The following is an 18,883-nucleotide window of genomic DNA, read 5'->3' on the forward strand; positions in this document are numbered from 1 at the left end:
GATGGAATGATCTGAAGGGTATCAGGACGAGGCTCGCTCGACGGTGTGAGCGGATCGGCACTGAATTTGAGCGACTTGGCGCCTTGCGCGCCTTCAATGCGTGCCTAAACTCGCTGCCTTGTCACATCGTCCAAAAGCATAAAAGGAGATACCAATGTTCAATCACATCATGATCGGCAGCAACGACATCGAGCGCTCTCAACGCTTCTACGATGCGGTTCTTCGCGTGATCGGCGCGGAAGGCGGGCCTGTCCGCAACGTTGCGGCGACGGGCCATGTTCGCCTGTTCTACCGGCACGACGGAAATACGCTCGGAATCAGCGAGCCCATCGACAACCAGCCTGCCACGTGCGCAAACGGAGGAATCATCGGCTTCAAATGCGCGACCCCCGAGCTGGTGAAAGAGTTCCATGACGCCGCGGTGGCGCATGGCGGCGTATCGATCGAAGATCCGCCGGGTTTGCGTGACGAGGCGCTGGGCCGCTATTACCTTGCCTACGTGCGCGACCCCGATGGAAACAAGCTGTGTGCCATTCACCGGGTGCGTTCCTAGCCTTCGTCACAGCTGGTCGTGACGAAGCACGTCTCGGTCAGGTCCCTGGTCTCGCGCCCTGAGATCGGCACCACGGCCGTGCCGGCCGGTGGCCAGAGCTTCGAGATGGCGCGCACCGGCGCTTCGGATCCCCTGCCTTAAAAACAAGCAGGCGATCAACCCCCCACTTTGCCTGCCCCGCGCTCCTGCAGCATGAGCGCGAACAGCTCGCTGCGAAAGTGGATTCCGAGCCTGCCGAAAGCCCGGTTGCGATAGGTCTTGACCGTTGGCAGCGCAACGCCCATATCCGATGCGATGCCCTCCTGCGTCATGCCGCGCAGCAGCCGGAGGCACACGTTCAGCTCCTGCGTCGTAAGGGCCGGACAACGGGCCACCAGCCGCGCCCTGAGTTCGTCGGCCGCGCCGCTCACGTCGACGCGTGTCAGGGCGATGTGCTTGCGCGTGAGCGCCATGAGCAGGCGCCCGGCAACGCCAAAGTCGGCCAGCTGCGCATCGCTGAGCGGACGCTGGTGAGTGTGCCGATAGAAATTGACTGCAAACAACGCATCGCCGCAAGCCGCGGGCTCCTCCTCGACCACCGACACGCGCTCCACCACCCCATGGGCTTCGTACACCTTGGCACGATGTTCCGCAGGCACCTCCGGCGCGGTGATGTGGCACACGCGCAGTTGCGGAGCGCTCGCTTCGCGCAAGGTACGGTCGCTTCGAATGGGGCCTGAAAGGTAGGCGCGCCAACAGTCCTGGGTGGTGTCGGGCATGCCCCGGCTGCCGCTCAGAAAGATCGACGGCCGCGCCCCCGTGCGGTAGACCGAAAACGAGCCCACCGGCAGTGCCGACGCCGTCGCCTCGAGAAGGCAGGCGCCGAACCCCGGCTCGCCCACCGCAGGCACCACCATCGGCAGGCACTGCAACAGCGGCGCTCCGACAGGTTCGGCGGGCAGATCGGGAATCCAGGTGCGCATGGGGCAATACGGGGAATCCCGTCATCTTCCAGGATGACAGCGCCGCCCGGCCACCGGACTTACGCTAGGGCATGGCTTCCATTCTTCAGCAAAACGATCCGCTTGCCGCACCCCGGCTCACCTGGTTTGCCGACATATCCGTCGACGTGGGCGAGCCGATGGTGCTCAGCGAAGGTGCCCAGGGGCTGCGCCGCGTGGTGCCCATTCTGGGTGGCCATGCCAAGGGCGAGGGCTGGACGGGACGAGTGCTGCCAGGCGGTGCCGATTTTCAGCGCATCGCGAGCGACACGGTCTCGGAGCTCGACGCGCGGTACGGCCTGGAGACGGATGCCGGAGACCGCATCTACGTGCGCAACCGCGCGATGCGCACTGCGCCGGCCGAGGTGATGGCGCAACTGCTGCGCGGCGACCCTGTGGCCCCGTCGCAGGTCTATTTCCGCTGTGCGCCCTCGTTCGAAACGCGCAGCGAGTCGCTGCGCTGGATCACCGAGCGGATGTTCGTCGGGGTCGGCGTGCGCCACCCGGCCCAGGTCGTCATGCGCTTCTTCGCGCTTCAGTAATTCCACGCGCCGGCCACGTCCCAATTTCAATACCGACAGGAGACCTGAATGACAACCGCCCTTCCCGCGGGCGCGCGCCGCCGCGCGCTCATCGCCGCCACCACGTTGATTGGGCTCGCAGGCATGTGCTGGGTGTCGCAGGCGGCCGCCCAGACAACGGCCGTTTATCCCCAGCGGCCGGTGCGCCTTGTTGTCGGCTTTCCGGCCGGCAGCGGTCCGGACATCGTGGCGCGGCTTCTGGCCCAGAAGCTGTCCGAGGGATGGGGAAACCTCGGCGTCATCGTCGACAACAAGCCGGGCGCCGGCGGGCTGATCGCCGCCTCTGAAGTGGCCCGCGCACAGCCCGACGGCTACACGCTCATGCTCGGCGAAACCGGCCAGCTGGCCATTGCGCCCAGCAGCTACAGCAAGCTCTCCTACGACGCGAAGAAAGACTTCGTGCCCGTGAGCCAGGTGGTTACCTCCAACTTCATGCTGGTGGTCAACCCGGCCAAGGTGCCGGCGCGCGACGTAAAGCAGTTCGTGGAATGGAGCCGCGCACAGAAGGGCCTGTTCATGGGCACCTTCGGCGCAGGCACGCCAGGCCACTTCGGCGCCTTTCTCTTCGGCGACGCCATCGGCGTCAAGCCGGAGCCGGTGCACTACAAGACCACGGGTGATGCGCTGGGCGGCCTGTTCAGCGGCGATGTGTCGGGTGCCTTCGCGAGCGTGGGCCTGTCGGCAGCCAACGTGAAGGCCGGCAAGCTGTTGGCACTGGCCTCCAGCGGCGATACGCGCAGCGCCAGCCTGCCCGACGTTCCGACCTTCCGCGAGCAAGGCTTTCCGCAGCTGGCTTTCAACTCTTGGTTCGGCGTCGTCGCGCCGGCCAGGACGCCGCCCGAGATCATCGCGCGGCTCGAGGCCGACATCCGCAAAGCCGTTCAGTCGGCCGAAGGCAAGGCCAAGCTGGAGGATGCGGGCTTCAGCGTCACGGGCACCACGTCGCAGGAGTTCGCCCGCGTGATCGCCGCGGACACGGCAAGCTGGGGCAAGGTGGTCGCCGCGACAGGCTTCAAGGCGGATTGAGCCGAGTGGAGGCTCGCATCACGTTTGCTTCTCGGCCAGAAAGTCGATCAGCGCACGCGACGCGGACGAGAGCCGGCGGTGCGGCGCATAGATCACCGAGAACGGCCGTGTGCGCCCGCGTGACTGTGCGAGCACCTCGACCGCCCGGCCCTGCGCCACGAGGTCTCGTGCGATGAAGTCATAGGTCTGGCAAATGCCCAGGCCGTTCAGGGCCAGCGAGACCACACCCAGCACATCGTCCGACACCTGCAGGCTGCCGTGCGGCAGCCAGTCGAGGTCGCGTCCATCCTCACGCAGCAGCCAGGGCGACACACGGCCGGTGCTTGGCATCACGAAAGGCAGGCAGCTGTGGTGCGCGAGTTCGGCCACGCTGCCCGGCGCGCCTGCGCGCTCGATGTAGGCCGGCGCCGCGATCAGGCACATCGGCGCGTCTTCGAGCTTGCGGGCGACCATGCCGCTGTCGGGCAACTGGCCCAGCCGGATCGCGAGGTCGTAGCCCTCGGCCACCAGGTCTACGTTGCGGTTGGTGATGTTCAGTTCGACGCGCACTTGCGGATGCCGCGCAGAAAACCGCAGCAGCAGCGCCGGCAGCCGGTGGTGGCCGTAGGTGGTGGGCACGCTCAGGCGCACGCTGCCCACCAGCGCATCGCCCGGGCCCTGCATCGCCCGCTCGGCGTCGTCGATCAGCGCGAAAGCCGCGCGCGACTGTTCGAGGTAGGTGCGCCCTTCTTCGGTCAGGCCCAGGCGCCGTGTCGTGCGGCGCAGCAGCTGCACGCCAAGCCGCGTTTCGAGCCGGGTAATGGCGCGACTGAGCACCGACGGCGTGGTGGCCAGCGCCACGGCAGCGGCGGTCATGGAGCCCTTCTCGACCACTGTGACGAAGGTTTCCACATCTCCCAGGTGATCGAATCGCCGCCCCATCTTGACTCCTGAAGAACAAATGTTTTCCTTGGAGCCCAGTTTATCGCCTGTGCAGCCATCAATACAGTCGAACCATGACTTGGGCCACGGCCCGAGCCCTGAAACAAGGCATCAAGGAACACACACATCATGGATCTGCAACTCAGCGGCAAGACCGCCATAGTCACCGGAGCAACGGCCGGCATTGGCCTGGCCATTGCGACCACGCTCGCGCGCGAGGGCGTGTCGGTCACCATTACCGGGCGCGGCGGCGACAAGCTGGACGCCGCAGTGCAGCGGATTGCAGCCGCGGCGCCGGGCAGCCGGCTAACCGCCGTGGTCGCCGACCAGAGCAGCGCAGAGGGCGCGGCACGGCTGATCGAAGCACAGCCGGACACGGACATCGAAGCGCACTTCTTCCAGACCTACCGGCCCAGCTCGCTCATCGCCCGGATGATCGAGGCCGACGAAATAGCGGCCATGGTGGCGCTTCTGGCCAGCCCGCTGGGCGCAGCGTCCAACGGCGCCGCGGTGCGCGTCGAGGGCGGCTCCTTCCGCTCCATTCTCTGATCCGGAGATTGCACCATGTCGTCTCCGCTCATCGTGCTGGCAGCCGCCTTCGCACTTTCCACCGCGTCCACCGCGGCCTCTGCCGCCGACACCGCACCCCTCGAACGCTGGCGCAGCTACGCCGGCGTGAGCTGGGAGGTGCCGAAGGACGGCGCCGATCCGGCGCCTTTCGAATCGTCGGTCAATGCACCCATTGCGGGCTTGCACTTCGACGCACAAGGCACTGCCTACGTCAGCACGCCGCGCCTGGTGTCTGCCGGCGCACCGGCAACCCTCAGCAAGCTGGACACCCGCGTGCAAGCCGGCCCGGCGCGGCTGACGGCATTTCCTTCGAAAGAAGGCAACGCCGTGAACGGCGCGCCGGACCAGAGCTTGCGCAACGTGCTCGGCTTTCATGTCGACCGCAAGAACGGATGGCTGTGGGCGCTCGACCTGGGCTTTGTGGCCGGTGAATCCGAAGCACCGCCGGGTGCCCAGAAGGTGCTTGTGCTCGACCTGAAGTCGGGCCGCACGGTGAAGCGCATCGGGCTGGACGGCGCGGCCGACCGCAAGGGCAGCTTTCTCAACGACATTGCCGTCGACGAGCAGCGCCGCGTGGCCTACATCTCCGACAGCGGCATGCGCAGCGCCCCCAACAACATGGTGGGCTTGATCGTGGTGGACTTCGCCTCAGGCAAGGCGAGGCGCGTGCTGGACAGGAACCCGAACCTGCAGGTCGAGCCCGGCGTGAAGGTGGTTGCTCACGGCGCCGAGGTTTGGCCGGGCAATCCGCTGCTGCTCGGCGTCAACGGCATTGCGCTGTCGCCCGATGGCCGCACGCTCTACTGGACAGTGACGACGGGCACGCGCGCCCGCGCACTTCCGACGGCGATTCTGCGCAACGCCGATGCGAGCGACGACCAGATTGCAGCGGCGATCCGCGATCTAGGCAGCGTAGGCGGCAACACCGACGGGATCGTGACGGATTCGGCGGGCGGGCTCTACATCACGGACGTTACGCGCAACGGCATCGTGAAGTACGACCCTCGCACGAAGTCGATGTCGCTGATCGCGTCCGATGAAGGCGTGCGCTGGCCCGACACCGCCGCAATCCATCCGGACGGCGACCTGGTCTTCACCTCGAGTGCCTTGAACGATCATTTCGCGGGGGCGGTGAAAAGCGGAGAGGAGCGATATGAGCTGTGGCGCTTGCGGATCGACGGGAGGAAGGCACGGCCGCGCTGATCTATGCGGTAGCACTGCGGTTTCGCGCCACGATTTGCGCGTGCGTCAGTGCGCCGCCTGCTGATGCAAACTCCTTCATCAAGGCATCCCGATTGCGGGGCGCGCGCTCCTTTTGCGCTGCTTCGACCGCCACTTTCAAATCACCGATCGTCAACTCGGTGCAGTACGCGGGCGTCCCCGGCTGCTGGCGCCAAGAGTCCTCGAGGCCCCCGGCGTCCAGCGCGTCAAACCCCGTTTGATCGACCAGTTGGCGGGCTGTCGCCGCTGCCTTCGCATCGTCTCCAGCCACGGGGATCGCAAGACGACCGGGTGTACCTGCAGGCCTTCCCCCTGCTTCCAAGGTCGCAGCCAGAACGGCGTTCCATGCTTTCACCACGGGACGTCCGATCTGTTCCTGGCTCCAGACGCTTTCAGGCTTTCCGGCGTCCACCTCGGCAATTGCGCCATCGCGAGACGGGTAGTAATTGGACGTATCGATGACCACGACCTCGGGCGCCACTTTCTCGAACAAGCTCGCGAGGTCTCGATGGCTGGCAAACGGAATCGCAAGGATGACGACCTCGGCATCTGCCACCGCTTTTTCCTTGGTCACGGGCGTGGCACCGACTTCGGCGGCGAGGTCCCGGATGGTTTGCGGCCCCTTCGAGTTGGCAAGCCTGACATCATGGCCGCTGGCTGCGAGCTTGCGGGCGAGGCACGCGCCGATATTGCCGGCGCCGATGATTCCGATCTTCATGCTCTTTCTCTCCTCGCACTCAGTCGGCGTATTCGCCGGCGTCCTTGATGACCTTCGCCCAGCGGGCCTTCTCGGCTTCCACGAACTTCCTGTGGCCGGCCGGGGCCAGGCGGTCGTCATTCACCACGGTAAGGCCCAGCGCCTCTTCACGCTTGATGAGTTCCGCGTCCTTCAAGGCGACGCGAAGCGCCGCGTTCAGCTTGTCCAGCACCGCGGGCGGCGTTCCCTTGGGCGCATACAAGCCGTGCCAGACCTGCACGTCGAAGTCCTTGAGGCCGGACTCCGACAGCGTGGCGGTGTCCTTGAGCGATGGCAGCGGCAGGCGCTTGAGGCTTGTTACGCCGTAGACCTTGACCTTCTTGCCCTCGATCTGCGGAACGGCGTTGGTGGCCTGCTCGCACATGAGATCGACCTGCCCGCCGATGAGGTCCGTCATGGCCGGCGCGGTTCCCTTGTAGGGCACGGCCGTCATGGTGGTCTTCAAGGCGCTTTGGAACATCAAGCCGCACAAGTGCGACGCGGAGCCCAGCCCCGCATGGGCCAGGTTGACCTTTCCGCCGTTCGCGGCAATCCACTTGCGCAGGTCCGCGAAGTTGTTGGCTTCCAGGGTCGGCTTGCCGATCACCACCGAAGGCGCTTCGTTGATCACGCCCAGCATTTCGAAGTCATCGGGCACCTTGTAAGCGAGCTTGCGATACAACGCGGGCGCGGTTGCCATGCCGATGTGATGCACCAGCAGCGTGTAGCCGTCCGGCGTGGCGCGCGCCACCTTGGCCGAGCCGATGGTGCCGCCCGCACCGGCAGCGTTTTCGACGACCACGGTCTGGCCGAGCGGCTTGCGCAGTGCTTCGGCCAGATCGCGGGCGATCTTGTCGCTCGGGCCGCCGGCTGCGAACGGGACCACCAGCGTGACCGGCTTGTCCGGAAAATCTGCAGAGGCCAACGCAGCCGAAGCGAACAGGCCAATGCCGGCGGCGTAGCGCCAAATGCTTTTCATGGTGTTGTCTCCTTGGGTGGGTTATTTGCCTCAGGCTGAAAGCGCTTGCATCTCCCGGTACAGATCGGCTTTGCCCTCGAAGCCGATCCCCGGCAAGTCAGGCAGGCTCACGAAGCTGTTCTCGACCTTCACGCCATCCGGGAACCCGCCGAACGGCTGGAACAGGTCAGGATACGACTCGTTGCCGCCGAGGCCAAGGCCGGCCGCAATGTTCAGCGACATCTGGTGACCGCCGTGCGGAATGCAGCGGCTGGCCGACCAGCCATGTTCCTTCAACATCTCCAGCGTGCGCAGGTACTCGACCAGGCCGTAGCTGAGCGCGCAGTCGAACTGCAGCCAATCGCGGTCCGGGCGCATGCCGCCGTAGCGGATCAGGTTGCGCGCATCCTGCATCGAGAAAAGGTCTTCCCCCGTGGCCATCGGGTTCTTGTAGAAATTGCGGAGAGCCGCTTGCAGTTCGAAGTCCAGCGGATCGCCCGGCTCCTCGTACCAGAACAGGTCGTACTGCGACAGGGCCTTGGCATAGGCAATCGCGGTTTCCAGGTCGAAGCGGCCGTTGGCGTCGACGCAGAGCTTCTGGCCGTCTTGCAGCACCTCCATGATCGAGTCGATGCGGCGCAGGTCTTCGTCGAGCGAGGCCCCGCCGATCTTCTTCTTCACGACCGTGTAGCCGCGGTCGATGTAGCTGCGCATCTCGTCCTTCAGCTTTCCATGGTCTTGCCCCGGGTAGTAGTAGCCGCCCGCTGCGTAGACGAAGATCTTGCGATTGGGCTTGCCGTCGCCGTAGCGGTCGGCCAGCAACTGAAACAGCGGCTTGCCTTCGATCTTGGCCACCGCGTCCCACACTGCCATGTCGATGGTGCCGATGGCCACCGAGCGCTCGCCATGGCCGCCCGGCTTCTCATTGGTGAACATGGTGTTCCAGATCTTGTGCGGATCGAGGTTGTTGCCGCTGTCGTCGACAAGAGACGACGGGTTCGCTTCCATGATGCGCGGAATGAACCGCTCGCGCATCAGCTTGCCCTGGCCGTAGCGGCCGTTCGAGTTGAAGCCATAGCCGACGACTGGCTTGCCATCGCGGATCACGTCGGTGATCACCGCGACAAGGCTCAGCGTCATCTTGCTAAAGTCGATGTAGGCGTTGCGAATGGGCGAGCTGATAGGGATGGTCTTCTCGCGGATTTCGACGATCTTCACGGTTGTCTCCAGAACGGGTGAGTGGGAGACTGAATGGTCGGCCGTGCCGTCTTTTTCTGCCAATGTTCAATTTCTCAACTTCTATGCGCTGGACGAACCGGACATGAACCTGATCTGGCTTGACGACTTCCTGGCGTTGGCGGCAACCGGAAATTTCTCGCGTGCGGCAGATGAGCGCCACAGCTCCCAGCCCGCATTCAGCCGCCGCATTCGTGCGCTGGAAGAGTGGATCGGCGCCGACCTGTTCGACCGCAGCACGCAGCCCGCCACGCTCACCGAAGTTGGCGAGTGGTTTGCCGGCGTGGCGCAGGAATTGATCGCAAGGGTGGCCCGCGTACCGGGCGATGCCAGGAAGGTTGCGGAGGCGAGTTCGGTCACCCTGCGCATTGCGTGCACGCATGCGCTTTCCATGACCTTCCTGCCGCGATGGATTCGCAGCCTCGAATCGAGCATCACGCTCGGACCGGTGCAGCTCATGTCTGACGTGCTTCAGCGTTGCGAATCGCTGATGCTGCAAAGCAAGGTCCAGTTCGTTCTGAGCCACGCACATCCCGATGCGCATGGCGCGCTCGATGCAGACACATACAAATCAGCCCGGATCGGCGGGGACATGCTGGTCGCAGTGTGCGCACCCAATGGCGCCGGCAAGCCGCTGCACCAGCTTTCACGCAAGGGCGCATCGGCGGTGCCGGTGCTCTTTTACAGCGAGGAATCGGGGCTGGGGCGCATCATGCGTGCCTTGGTGAGCCGGCGGCTGGAGTCGCTCAATGTCCAGGTCGTTTTCACAGCCCACCTGGCCTCGGTGCTCAGGACGATGGCGCTGGACGGCAGGGGCATCGCATGGCTGCCGCAGACCCTTGTGGAAGAAGACATCGGCCAAGGGCGCCTTGTCGCCGCAGCGAGCAGCGAGTGGGCCGTACCGCTGGAGATCAGGCTCTATCGGGACAGCGAGCTCCTGGGGAAGGCGGCGAATGAATTCTGGAGTGCTGCGATCAAGTGAGCAGCCAGTCGCAGTCGTTGACCGAGATTGTTGAGAATGGATGCTCTATGCGATACCGCTTCAACGTTTTCGGGCGAATCATTGCCATCGAGCGAGTCGGTGACGCATGGGCCGCTCACCTTTCAGGGGACGATGGCAAGCGTCGCCCGGCAGGACTCGCGATTCCGTCCGATGTGCCTCACGCCGAGCTGGCGCAGTATCTCTACGACATCTACCATGAGTCGGCGACGCCCACGAACGGCGATGTCTTCGAGATCGAGCCCCGCCGCGACGCCTAGCGCCGCTGGCCCACGCCCGGAACCAGCTACATTGGCCAAGAACAGCCATCCGCGCTTCGTTCCGAAGCCGAGCACCAAAGCATGATTTTGCGAATCCTCAAGTTCTTTTTCTTGATCGCAGCGATTCTCTCCGTGGGAGCCTTCGCCTTTCTGCACGGATTCAAGGCATGGCGTGCCGGACAAGTTGTCGTCTCGCGCAAGGGAAGCGAACCTTTTATTGCGACTGCTGACGGGGCTTTTCCCATCACGTTCGCTACGGAGGTTTGGGGATGGATGATCCTCGGGGCGGCCGTTGCCCTGTGCGGCATCGCAGGCATCGTCAAGTTCATCGTCGATACACCGGACCAGCGACGAGCAACGCTGGCCCGGTTGGGTGGTGTTCCGCCTCGCGCTCATAGCGACACCGACATTTCGTGGCCGACGGGGCTCGCAATCATCGGCGCTGTCGTCGCTTTTTTCCTTTATCTGGGATTTAGAGTCCATACGCAATAGGATTTCTTCCTTCTTGGCCGATGAAATTCGACACCATTCCCCAGGTCTGTCTCGTTGATGAGACGCTTGCAATTCGCGTTTTGGACCTTCGCCCCGGAGAGGTAGTCACCTTGAAGCTCTGGAGCAGCTTCAGCGATGTTGTTCTCTTGTCGAGTGCCGCTTTCAAGGCTGACGCCAACGGCGTTGTGGACCTCGGCAGTCATGCGCCGATTTCGGGGTCATACGAAGGTGTGGATGCCATGGGGCTCTTCTGGTCTCGGGCGCCGGTGGACGGAGACACTGCCAAGGGCTTCGCGCGCACGAGCAGTGACCCTCTGGTCTCGACGCTGGTTGCGGAACGAGAAAGCGGCGTCGCATCGACTATCTCCTGTCCCATTCGGCGCGTCTATGTCGGTCCCGGCGTGGTGTCGCGAGATGTGCGAGTGCGCGGGCTTTTCGGCAAGATGTACGAGCCCGCCCAACCCGGTCCGCACCGGGCTGTGCTTGTAGTCGGCGGTTCCAACGGTGGGCTGGCCTGGTCCCAGGAGGTGGCGGCATTGCTGGCGTCCCACGGGTATGCGGCGCTCGCGTTGGCGTATTTCGCTGCAGAAGGTTTGCCGCTGACGCTCGACCGCATCCCGCTTGAATACTTTGGCACGGCACTGGAGTGGCTATCGGCCCAGACGAGCGTCGCCGCGAACAACATCGGCGTCTTGGGTGTTTCGCGGGGCGGAGAGCTTGCGTTGCTTCTAGGTGCCACCTACCCCGAAATTCGGGCGGTGGTCGCCTACGTTCCCAGCGGCATCCTTTGGCCGGCGTACCCCGAAAGCGGATACGGCGCGTGGACGCAGAACGGCGAAGAGATTCCTTATGCCCGAACGCTTACCCATGAGCAATGGGACCAAGCACTGGCCGCCGGCGATGCACGAAAGGACAGCTTCGACTGGTATTTCATCCCTTTGAGAGATGCTGCATACGCGAACAGGGCTTCCATCCGCGTAGAAAAGATCAATGGGCCCGTCCTCATGATTACCGGCATCGACGACAAGCTTTGGCCGTCGACCGAATTGACAGAGTTTGCTGTGGAGCGCTTCAAGCAACAAGGCTTTCGCCATCGCGTGGAGCACCTTGCGTACGCGGGTGCGGGACACAGCATCGCTTGGCCAAACGGCCCGACAACGATGCTCAAGTCGAAGCATCCGGTGTCCGGCGAAGAGATGGACATGGGTGGAACGGCTGAAGGGACCGCGCATGCACGAGAGGACTCATGGCCAAGAATGCTCGCGTTCCTGCGCAGTGCCCTCGTGGACCACTAGGCCACAAATGACGAAGCACTCATCCGGGGGATTGACCATGTGGTGGTTCGCACTGGCGACGCTGCGCCGCTCTACGAGCTGTTCAGCGTTCATCTTGGCCTCCCCGTGACTTGGCCGCTTGAAGTCGCTGCCTTCGCGGAAGAGGAGGGCGTGTTGAACCTACTGCGGCCGATGGCTTGACGCCGGCTCCGCTGCCTCATTCGAGAGGGCACACGATATCCCGCGGCCCAGCAGCTTTCGCGATGATCCTCTTGGAACTCGTGTAGAAAGCGGAGCTGCGATGGTGGCAGCGCTCTTGCGAGCGACCGATTCTGACGGTGCCGGGCGAAAATCTCCTGTGCCAAGTCCACCCTTCCGCTCCCCCAGTTTTCCGCGGTTCTTCAGGCTCCCGTGACATCAACCGAACTCCAGGGCTTCATCCTTACCCGCCACTGGCGTGACGCGCCCGCCGGTACAGAGATCGAGTACTGGCTGGCAACCGATGCAGGGCCGAGAAAAGTGGTGCTGACCTCACGCCGCAGCGTCGCGTTCGTCGCCAGCCGGCACCGGACGGCGGTGGAAGCCCACCTCACGGCCGCGCCGGACGTGCAGTTGCGTGAGCTTGAACTGAAGACATTCCATCAGGAACCTGTCCTCGGTGTGTATGCGAAGCACTTTCGCCAGCTTGGCCGGCTGGCGCGCGCCCTACAGGCCCAGGGCATTTCCTTGCTCGAGGCCGACGTGCGCCCGCACGACCGCTACCTGATGGAACGCTTCATCACCGCCGGCGTGCGGGTGGAAGGTGGGCGGACAGAGCTCGCCACCATCGTCGACTGCAAACTGAAGCCCGCGCCCGAATACCGGCCCGTGCTGAAGGTCGTGTCGCTGGACATCGAAACGAGCCAGAACGAAGCGCTCTATTCCATTGCGCTGGACGGCACGCCGGAGCGCGTCGTCTTCATGCTGGGCGAGCCGCCGCCAGCGCCGGCAGCCGGGTCTGACGAGCCCATGGCCTTTTCGCTGATCTATTGCGCTTCCCGCAAGGCCATGCTCGAAAAGCTCAACGACTGGTTCGAGCGGAACGACCCTGACGTCATCATCGGCTGGAACGTCATCCAGTTCGACCTGCGCGTGCTCCAGAAGACCGCCAACGACTGCGGCGTACAGCTCCTCCTGGGACGGGAGCGCCGCCCGATCGAATGGCGAACCCATCCGGGCAAGCAGGGCTATCTGTTTGCGCCTACGCCGGGCCGAATCGTCATCGACGGCATTGACGCACTCAAGGCCGCGGTGTGGAGCTTTCCGTCGTTCAGCCTCGAGACCGTCTCGCAAGCGATGCTCGGCGAGGGCAAGGCCATCGGCGACGAATACGACAAGATGGCGGAGATCGAGCGGCGATACCAGGAAGACAAACCCGCGCTCGCGCTCTACAACATCCGCGACTGCGAGCTGGTGCTGCGGATCTTCGACAAGGCCAAGCTGCTGCAGTTCGTGATGGAGCGAGCCCAGACCACGGGCCTGCAGGCCGACCACTTCGGCGGCTCCATTGCCGCATTCAGCCACCACTACATGCCGCGGATGCACCGCCTGGGTTACGTGGCGCCGAATGTGGGCGAAATTGCGAGCAAAGCCTATCCGGGCGGGTACGTGATGGACTCGAAACCGGGCTTCTACGACTCCGTTGTGGTGCTGGACTACAAGAGCCTTTATCCGTCCATCATCAGGACCTTTCTGGTCGATCCGGTGGGGCTGGTCGCGGGCTCGAACGCCGGCGACCCGACCCTGTGCGTCAGGGGCCCGAAGGGGACCGTCTTTTCGCGCGAAAGGCACTGCCTGCCCGCCATCGTGACCACACTCTGGCGCGCCCGGGATGAGGCCAAGCGGGCGAAGAACGAGCCGCTGTCGCAAGCGCTGAAGCTGCTCATGAACTCCTTCGCCGGCGTGCTGGGCGCGGCCGAGTGCCGCTTCTTCAACCCCGAGCTGGTGTCCGCCGTCACCCTGCGCGGGCACGAGATGATGAAGCTCACGCGCGAGTTTGTGGAGAAGCGGGGGTATGAGGCCATCTATGGCGACACCGACTCCATCTTCATCTGGCTCAAGCGCACCCACACCAACGAGGAGGCGCACGCCGTTGCGGCAAGCCTGGCGGCCGACATCAACAGCTGGTGGACACATACCCTCCGCGACGAGCAGGGCCTGGAGAGCTTTCTCGAGATCGAGGTCGACACCCACTACAAGAAGTTCTTCATGCCCACCATTCGCGGCTCGGAGGTCGGCAGCAAGAAGCGCTACGCGGGCCTCAGTGTCGATGCCGCGGGCAAGGAGGAGATGGTGTACCGCGGCCTGGAGATGGCGCGCAGCGACTGGACCCCGTTGGCGCGGCAGTTCCAGGAGGGCCTGCTTTCACGCATTTTTCAGGGCGAGCCCTACAGGGAGTTCGTGACCGACTATGCGAGGTCGACACTGGCCGGAGCCAAGGACGACCTGCTCATCTACCGCAAGCGCCTGCGCCATCGGCTCGACGCCTACCTGGTCAACGTGCCGCCGCAGGTGCGGGCCGCTCGCATTGCCGACGAGCACAACGGTCGGATCGGCCGGCCCAAGCAATACCAGAAAGGCGGCTGGATCCAATACGTCATGACGCAGAACGGACCGGAGCCGCTGGAAACCCGCCATTCGCGCATCGACTACGAACACTACCTGACCCGGCAGCTCCAGCCGATTGCCGATGCCATTCTCCAGCCCATCGGAGAGAGCTTCATGGCTTTGACGACTTCACAGCGCGGGCTTTTCTAGCCGAGGTCGAAGTGGCGAATGCAGGCAGAATGCGGCACGGTCTCCTCGCTTTCGGTCATCTACCTTGTCACTGCTCTCGAAGGCACCTATGCGTCTGGCTGAGTTCATCAACATCCATAGCGAGACGATCGTCGCCGAGGCGGCACGGTACGCGCGTACGCTGGCGCCCCTTGCACATGAATCGGAGCTGACCCTCAGGGACCACATCCCCAAGATTCTCGAGGCGATCGTGCTCGACCTGGAGAACAGCCAGTCGTCCAACGAAGCGCATGCCAAGTCCCTGGGCCAAGGGGCGGCCCTTTCGGGCACCGAAGATTCCGCTGCTCAAACCCATGGGCGCCAAAGAGCGAGAAGCGGCCTTCAGATGACCCAACTCGTCGCCGAGTACCGCGCCCTCAGAGCGGGTGTGCTCAGGCTGTGGGCAGAAAAGGAGCCTGTTGCGGTTTCTGTGGTCGATGTCATACGGTTCAACGAGGCCATCGACCAGGCCGTGGCGGAGTCCGTCGAGTTCTTTTCCGAGGAAACCGATCAGCTCAGGAATGTATTCCTGGGTGTACTCGGGCATGACTTGCGCGGCCCGCTGAATGCGATTCTTCTCACCGCAGAACTCATTTCGAGGAAGACCAAAGAATCGCCGATGTCCGAGGTGGGTGTGCTGATACGCAGCGGCCGGCGAATGGCGTCGCTCCTGGACACTTTGCTGCAGTACAACAGGTCAGCGCTGGGTGGAGGCATGAAGATTCACCGGGAGCTCACCAACCTGGGCGAACAATGTGCCGCAGAAGTCGAACTGTTGCGCGCCGCACTTCCCGACGCGCACATCGATTTTTCGGCAGAGGCGGATACAGAAGGATTGTTCGACGCCTCAGCCGTGCGCGAAGCATTGGGAAACCTGGTCAACAACGCGGCGACCTACGGCGATGCCGGACCTATTTCGGTGACATTGACGGGCGGCGTGGATGCCGTCTTGCTGAAGGTGGCGAATACGGGTCAGGAGATTCCTTCCGCCGAAATTCCGAAGTTGTTCAAGGCCCTCGAGCGAGGTTCTACAGCTGACGCCGCCGGCAACCGGACAAATCTTGGGCTTGGGCTCTTCATCGTGCAGCAGATCGTTGCCGCGCATGGCGGACAGGTGCGATGCGTGAGCTCGCCGGCGGGCACGAGCTTCGAGCTCGAACTGCCCCGGGTCGAGGCGAACGCATTGCCGACTGCCTAGGCCCGACGGCTCACCCGCCCCCGAACTCCCGCGCATGCTCCACCGCGTACTTGATCAGTTCAGCCTGCCCCTCGATGCCCAGCCGCCTCTTGATGCTCTGCCGGTGCGCCTCCACGGTGCGAACGCTGAGCCCGAGGTCGCGCGCAATCTGCTTGCTCGATTCGCCCCTGCCCAGCGCGGTGAGTATTTCGCTCTCGCGCGGCGTGAGCAGCGGCTTGGGTGCCTGGTTGCGAAACAGCTTTTTTGAAACGGCCGGGCTCAGGAAGGTGCCGCCAGCCGACACGGCCTCTATGGCGGCAACGATTTCGGCAGCGGGCGCGTCTTTCAGCACGTAGCCGCGCGCGCCCACCTGCAAGGCCTTCTGCACGTACTCGGGGTTGTCGTACATGCTGAGCATCACCACGTGCGGCGCGGGCTGGCGTTGCAGCACGAGCGCGGCCAGGTCGATGCCGTTCATGTCTTTCATGCCGACATCCATCAGCAGCAGGTCGGGGCGCAGCTCGTCGACAAGCGCAAGCGCCTCGGCTGCGCTGCCCGCCTCGCCGACGATCTCGAGGTTGGGCATGGAGCCGAGCCGCGCGCGCAGGCCGTCGCGCACCAGCGGGTGGTCGTCGACCAGAAAGAGGCGAATGGTTCGGGCGGCGTCGTTCATCGCGTGATTCGGCTAGTCAGGCTTGGCACTCTGGGTCGGCACTTCGGCCACGATGGTTGTTCCGCCTTCGCCGGACCGCACGCTGAGCCGCCCGCCGATCGACTCCATGCGCTCACGCATGTTGCGCAGGCCGATGCCGCGGCGCGGGTCCAGCTGCATGGCGTCTACATCAAAGCCCTCGCCGTCGTCGCCAATCTCGAGCCGCACACCGTCTTCGTCCGAGAAGCCGAGGGCGATGTGCACGCGGTGCGCCTTTGCATGTTTGCGCACGTTGGTGAGCGCCTCTTGCGTGACGCGGAAGAGCGCGGTCTTGGCTTCTTGCGAGAGCTCGAAGGCCTCGCCTTCGATCATGATGGACGCATCGATGGTGCCCTCTTCCGCAAACTCGTCGCCCAAGCGTTGCAACGCGGCGGGCAGGCCAAGGGTGTCGAGCAGCGCCGGCCGCAGGCGGTGTGAAATGCGGCGCACTTCAAGCAGCGAATCGTTAAGCCTTTGCAGCGCCTTGGTCAGTGCGGGCGGTGCGGCCTGGCTTCCACGGTCGAGCGCGTCTACCGCGGATTCGATGAGCAGCTTGGCGGACACCAGCGTCTGGCTGGTGCCGTCGTGCAGCTCGCGCGCCAGGTGGCCGCGCTCTTCTTCTTGCGACTGCACCACGCGCCGCGCGAGCAGCCGCAGCTTGGCCTCGGCCACGCGGTGTTCGCTGAGGTTGAGCAGCAGCCCGGTGGCGCTCACCACGCCCAGGCACAGCGCGGCAATGCCGGCAATCCAGAGAAGCGTGGTGGTGACATTGGCGCTCATCTGCCGGTCGAGCGCCTGCATGGTGGTTTCGATGTCGTCGAGGTACAGGCCGGTGCCGACCATCCAGTTCCAGCGCGGCAGCGCCGTGACGTAGCCGAGCTTGGGCGCCATCTGCTCGCTGGAGGGTTTGCGCCATTCGTATTCGACATAGCCGCCGCCCGCGCGCGCCCCCGCAATCAGGTCTTGTATGGTGAAGCGGCCGCGGGAGTCGCGCATGTCCCAGAGGTTCTTGCCCACGAGGTCGGGTTGGCGCGAATGCATGAGGGAGCGGCCCTGCATGTCGTAGACGAAGAAGTAGCCATCGTCGCCGTAGTCGAGCGCGGCCAGGCGGCGCAGGGCTTCGTTGCGGGTTTCTTCGTCGTCCAGGCCCGCGTCGTACAGCGGCCGCACGATGCTCACGGCCAGGTCGACATAGCTGCGCAGTTCGCTGCGCCGCTGGTCCATATAGCTTTTTTCGATGAGCGCACGCTCTCGCCGCGCCAGGTCATGCTCCTGGTGGCGCACCGCCAGGGCAACCAGCACCAGCGCGATGAGCAGCGGTGCAACGGCCAGCGCGACGATCTTGGTGCGGAGGTTCATCGGGGGGCAAGACTACCACCGGGACGGGGAATGTCCTGCCCGATGACGCGGCTGGACTGATCAGTGCAGGCTGGTGGGCCGGCCAGAGGCCACCCAGGCGTCGAGCCCGCCGGTGAGCGGCAGTGCACGGCGCGCGCCGCGGGCCAGCAGCACGCGGGCGGCTTGGGCGGCCGACACTTCGTTGGGGCAATTGCAGTAAAGCACCACGTCGCGCCCGCCCACCAGCGGCAGTTCCCCGTGCCGCTGCTGCAGCGCCTTGAGCGTGTACGACAGCGCACCCGGAATGCGGCGCGGGTCGACCTGCAGGCCGGCCTCGCCGCGCACGTCGATGATCAGCGGCGGCGCCTCGCCGGCCAGCAGATCGTGCAGCTCGTCCACGGTGATGCGCGGCATGCCGGTCAGCCGCATGAACGCACGGCGGCGCCAGTAGCGCACCACCAGCATCACGGCCAGCACCACCACCAGCGCCAGCGTTGCAATGCCGCCGGCCTGCGCCAGCATGGCCAGCACCTCCTGGATCTGCTCGCGAAAGGCCCAGCCGAGCCCGAGGAAAACGCCGGTCCAGATCAGCGCGGCACCAATGTCGAACCCGATGAAGCGCCACACCGACATGCCCAGCGCGCCGGCCATTGGCGGCGCCACCACCGAGACCCCGGGCACGAACTTGGCGGCCACCAGCGAGAGGCCGCCCCATCGGCCGATGAGCGATTCGCCGCGCCGCACGCATGAGTCGGGCGACAGCGAGATGCGGCACAGAAGGCGCATGAAGCGGTAGCCGAAGCGGCGCCCCGCATAGAACCACGCGCCGTCGCCCAGCAGGTTGGCCAGCACCGCAGCCAGCACCACGCCCACCACCGAGACATTGCCAGCCGCCAGCAGCGCGCCCGAAACCACCAGCACGGCTGCGGCGGGCACCGGCAAGCCGAGGCGCGCGGCAAAGCTCGCCGCGAAGACGATCGCGATCGCGTTTTGCACCAGCAGCGACATCAGCTGTGCCATGGCAGCAGCGCGAGGTGGGGGTTCACTCGTTCAGG

At 64.7% G+C, this 18,883-nt stretch carries 20 protein-coding genes; 12 read left to right on the top strand and 8 right to left on the bottom strand.

Translation table 11 applies throughout. The features are described 5' to 3' along the window. Nucleotides 1-154 precede the first annotated feature (154 nt). Nucleotides 155-553 carry a VOC family protein gene (locus V9L21_RS00855; RefSeq protein ID WP_337308326.1) on the top strand — a complete coding sequence of 133 codons (399 nt, stop codon included), beginning with the start codon at nucleotides 155-157 and terminating at the stop codon, nucleotides 551-553. An 18-nt stretch (nucleotides 554-571) separates the two neighbouring features. Continuing rightward, complete coding sequence (locus V9L21_RS00860) at nucleotides 572-694, top strand: hypothetical protein (protein ID WP_337308327.1); 123 nt, start codon at nucleotides 572-574, stop codon at nucleotides 692-694. A gap of 14 nt (nucleotides 695-708) precedes the next feature. Here V9L21_RS00860 and V9L21_RS00865 read toward each other — a convergent pair whose 3' ends face one another. Next, on the bottom strand, nucleotides 709-1,515 hold the full coding sequence (locus V9L21_RS00865; RefSeq protein WP_337308328.1) for a helix-turn-helix transcriptional regulator: 807 nt from the start codon (nucleotides 1,513-1,515) through the stop codon (nucleotides 709-711). Nucleotides 1,516-1,586: 71 nt separating this feature from the next. Here V9L21_RS00865 and V9L21_RS00870 point away from each other — a divergent pair, with 71 nt between their 5' ends. Together V9L21_RS00870 and V9L21_RS00875 are read left to right on the top strand one after the other, a co-directional pair. Continuing rightward, entirely contained in the window at nucleotides 1,587-2,075 is a 489-nt protein-coding gene (locus V9L21_RS00870; RefSeq protein ID WP_337308330.1) for a DUF3237 domain-containing protein, read from the top strand. Nucleotides 2,076-2,123: 48 nt separating this feature from the next. Continuing rightward, complete coding sequence (locus V9L21_RS00875) at nucleotides 2,124-3,140, top strand: Bug family tripartite tricarboxylate transporter substrate binding protein (RefSeq protein ID WP_337308332.1); 1,017 nt, start codon at nucleotides 2,124-2,126, stop codon at nucleotides 3,138-3,140. A gap of 18 nt (nucleotides 3,141-3,158) precedes the next feature. Here the strand turns inward: V9L21_RS00875 and V9L21_RS00880 are convergent, their stop codons facing one another. Next, nucleotides 3,159-4,061: a LysR family transcriptional regulator gene (locus V9L21_RS00880; protein ID WP_337308334.1), complete on the bottom strand. Its 903-nt coding sequence runs from the start codon at nucleotides 4,059-4,061 to the stop codon at nucleotides 3,159-3,161. A 129-nt stretch (nucleotides 4,062-4,190) separates the two neighbouring features. On the opposite strand from V9L21_RS00880, the gene V9L21_RS00885 reads away from it, so the two are divergent. Together V9L21_RS00885 and V9L21_RS00890 are read left to right on the top strand one after the other, a co-directional pair. Then, entirely contained in the window at nucleotides 4,191-4,610 is a 420-nt protein-coding gene (locus V9L21_RS00885) for an SDR family NAD(P)-dependent oxidoreductase (protein ID WP_337308335.1), read from the top strand. A gap of 15 nt (nucleotides 4,611-4,625) precedes the next feature. Beyond that, the gene (locus V9L21_RS00890) at nucleotides 4,626-5,834 is read left to right on the top strand and encodes an L-dopachrome tautomerase-related protein (protein WP_337308337.1); all 1,209 of its coding nucleotides are present in this window, start codon (nucleotides 4,626-4,628) and stop codon (nucleotides 5,832-5,834) included. 1 nt (nucleotide 5,835) lies between these two features. Here the strand turns inward: V9L21_RS00890 and V9L21_RS00895 are convergent, their stop codons facing one another. From V9L21_RS00895 to V9L21_RS00905, 3 genes are read right to left on the bottom strand one after another with little or no spacing between them, the layout of a single operon-like run. Next, entirely contained in the window at nucleotides 5,836-6,570 is a 735-nt protein-coding gene (locus tag V9L21_RS00895; protein ID WP_337308339.1) for an NADPH-dependent F420 reductase, read from the bottom strand. A 19-nt stretch (nucleotides 6,571-6,589) separates the two neighbouring features. Beyond that, nucleotides 6,590-7,567, bottom strand: a complete 978-nt coding sequence (locus V9L21_RS00900; protein WP_337308342.1) for a tripartite tricarboxylate transporter substrate-binding protein — start codon at nucleotides 7,565-7,567, stop codon at nucleotides 6,590-6,592. Between the two features lie 30 nt (nucleotides 7,568-7,597). Continuing rightward, a complete protein-coding gene (locus tag V9L21_RS00905) occupies nucleotides 7,598-8,764 on the bottom strand; it encodes a mandelate racemase/muconate lactonizing enzyme family protein (protein WP_337308344.1) in 1,167 nt (388 codons plus the stop codon). A gap of 103 nt (nucleotides 8,765-8,867) precedes the next feature. Between V9L21_RS00905 and V9L21_RS00910 the strand changes: the two genes are divergently transcribed. The 6 genes from V9L21_RS00910 to V9L21_RS00935 all read left to right on the top strand — a co-directional run bounded on the left by V9L21_RS00910 (nucleotide 8,868) and on the right by V9L21_RS00935 (nucleotide 15,820). Continuing rightward, a complete protein-coding gene (locus tag V9L21_RS00910; protein WP_443304490.1) occupies nucleotides 8,868-9,764 on the top strand; it encodes a LysR substrate-binding domain-containing protein in 897 nt (298 codons plus the stop codon). Between the two features lie 47 nt (nucleotides 9,765-9,811). Beyond that, nucleotides 9,812-10,042, top strand: a complete 231-nt coding sequence (locus V9L21_RS00915; RefSeq protein ID WP_337308348.1) for a DUF7661 family protein — start codon at nucleotides 9,812-9,814, stop codon at nucleotides 10,040-10,042. Between the two features lie 81 nt (nucleotides 10,043-10,123). Next, the gene (locus V9L21_RS00920; protein WP_337308349.1) at nucleotides 10,124-10,534 is read left to right on the top strand and encodes a hypothetical protein; all 411 of its coding nucleotides are present in this window, start codon (nucleotides 10,124-10,126) and stop codon (nucleotides 10,532-10,534) included. Between the two features lie 20 nt (nucleotides 10,535-10,554). Continuing rightward, nucleotides 10,555-11,829, top strand: a complete 1,275-nt coding sequence (locus V9L21_RS00925; protein ID WP_337308351.1) for an acyl-CoA thioesterase/bile acid-CoA:amino acid N-acyltransferase family protein — start codon at nucleotides 10,555-10,557, stop codon at nucleotides 11,827-11,829. Between the two features lie 390 nt (nucleotides 11,830-12,219). Next, on the top strand, nucleotides 12,220-14,604 hold the full coding sequence (locus V9L21_RS00930; protein ID WP_337308353.1) for a DNA polymerase II: 2,385 nt from the start codon (nucleotides 12,220-12,222) through the stop codon (nucleotides 14,602-14,604). Nucleotides 14,605-14,692: 88 nt separating this feature from the next. Continuing rightward, the gene (locus V9L21_RS00935; RefSeq protein WP_337308355.1) at nucleotides 14,693-15,820 is read left to right on the top strand and encodes a sensor histidine kinase; all 1,128 of its coding nucleotides are present in this window, start codon (nucleotides 14,693-14,695) and stop codon (nucleotides 15,818-15,820) included. Nucleotides 15,821-15,830: 10 nt separating this feature from the next. Here the strand turns inward: V9L21_RS00935 and V9L21_RS00940 are convergent, their stop codons facing one another. From V9L21_RS00940 to V9L21_RS00950, 3 genes are read right to left on the bottom strand one after another with little or no spacing between them, the layout of a single operon-like run. After that, the gene (locus V9L21_RS00940) at nucleotides 15,831-16,472 is read right to left on the bottom strand and encodes a response regulator transcription factor (protein WP_337308356.1); all 642 of its coding nucleotides are present in this window, start codon (nucleotides 16,470-16,472) and stop codon (nucleotides 15,831-15,833) included. Between the two features lie 12 nt (nucleotides 16,473-16,484). Beyond that, nucleotides 16,485-17,849 carry a cache domain-containing protein gene (locus tag V9L21_RS00945; RefSeq protein ID WP_337308357.1) on the bottom strand — a complete coding sequence of 455 codons (1,365 nt, stop codon included), beginning with the start codon at nucleotides 17,847-17,849 and terminating at the stop codon, nucleotides 16,485-16,487. Between the two features lie 60 nt (nucleotides 17,850-17,909). Next, nucleotides 17,910-18,848 carry a VTT domain-containing protein gene (locus V9L21_RS00950; RefSeq protein ID WP_337308359.1) on the bottom strand — a complete coding sequence of 313 codons (939 nt, stop codon included), beginning with the start codon at nucleotides 18,846-18,848 and terminating at the stop codon, nucleotides 17,910-17,912. Between the last annotated feature and the right edge of the window lie 35 nt (nucleotides 18,849-18,883).

The sequence above is a fragment of the Variovorax sp. CCNWLW235 genome (assembly GCF_037204085.1).
Classification (GTDB): Bacteria; Pseudomonadota; Gammaproteobacteria; order Burkholderiales; family Burkholderiaceae_C; genus Variovorax.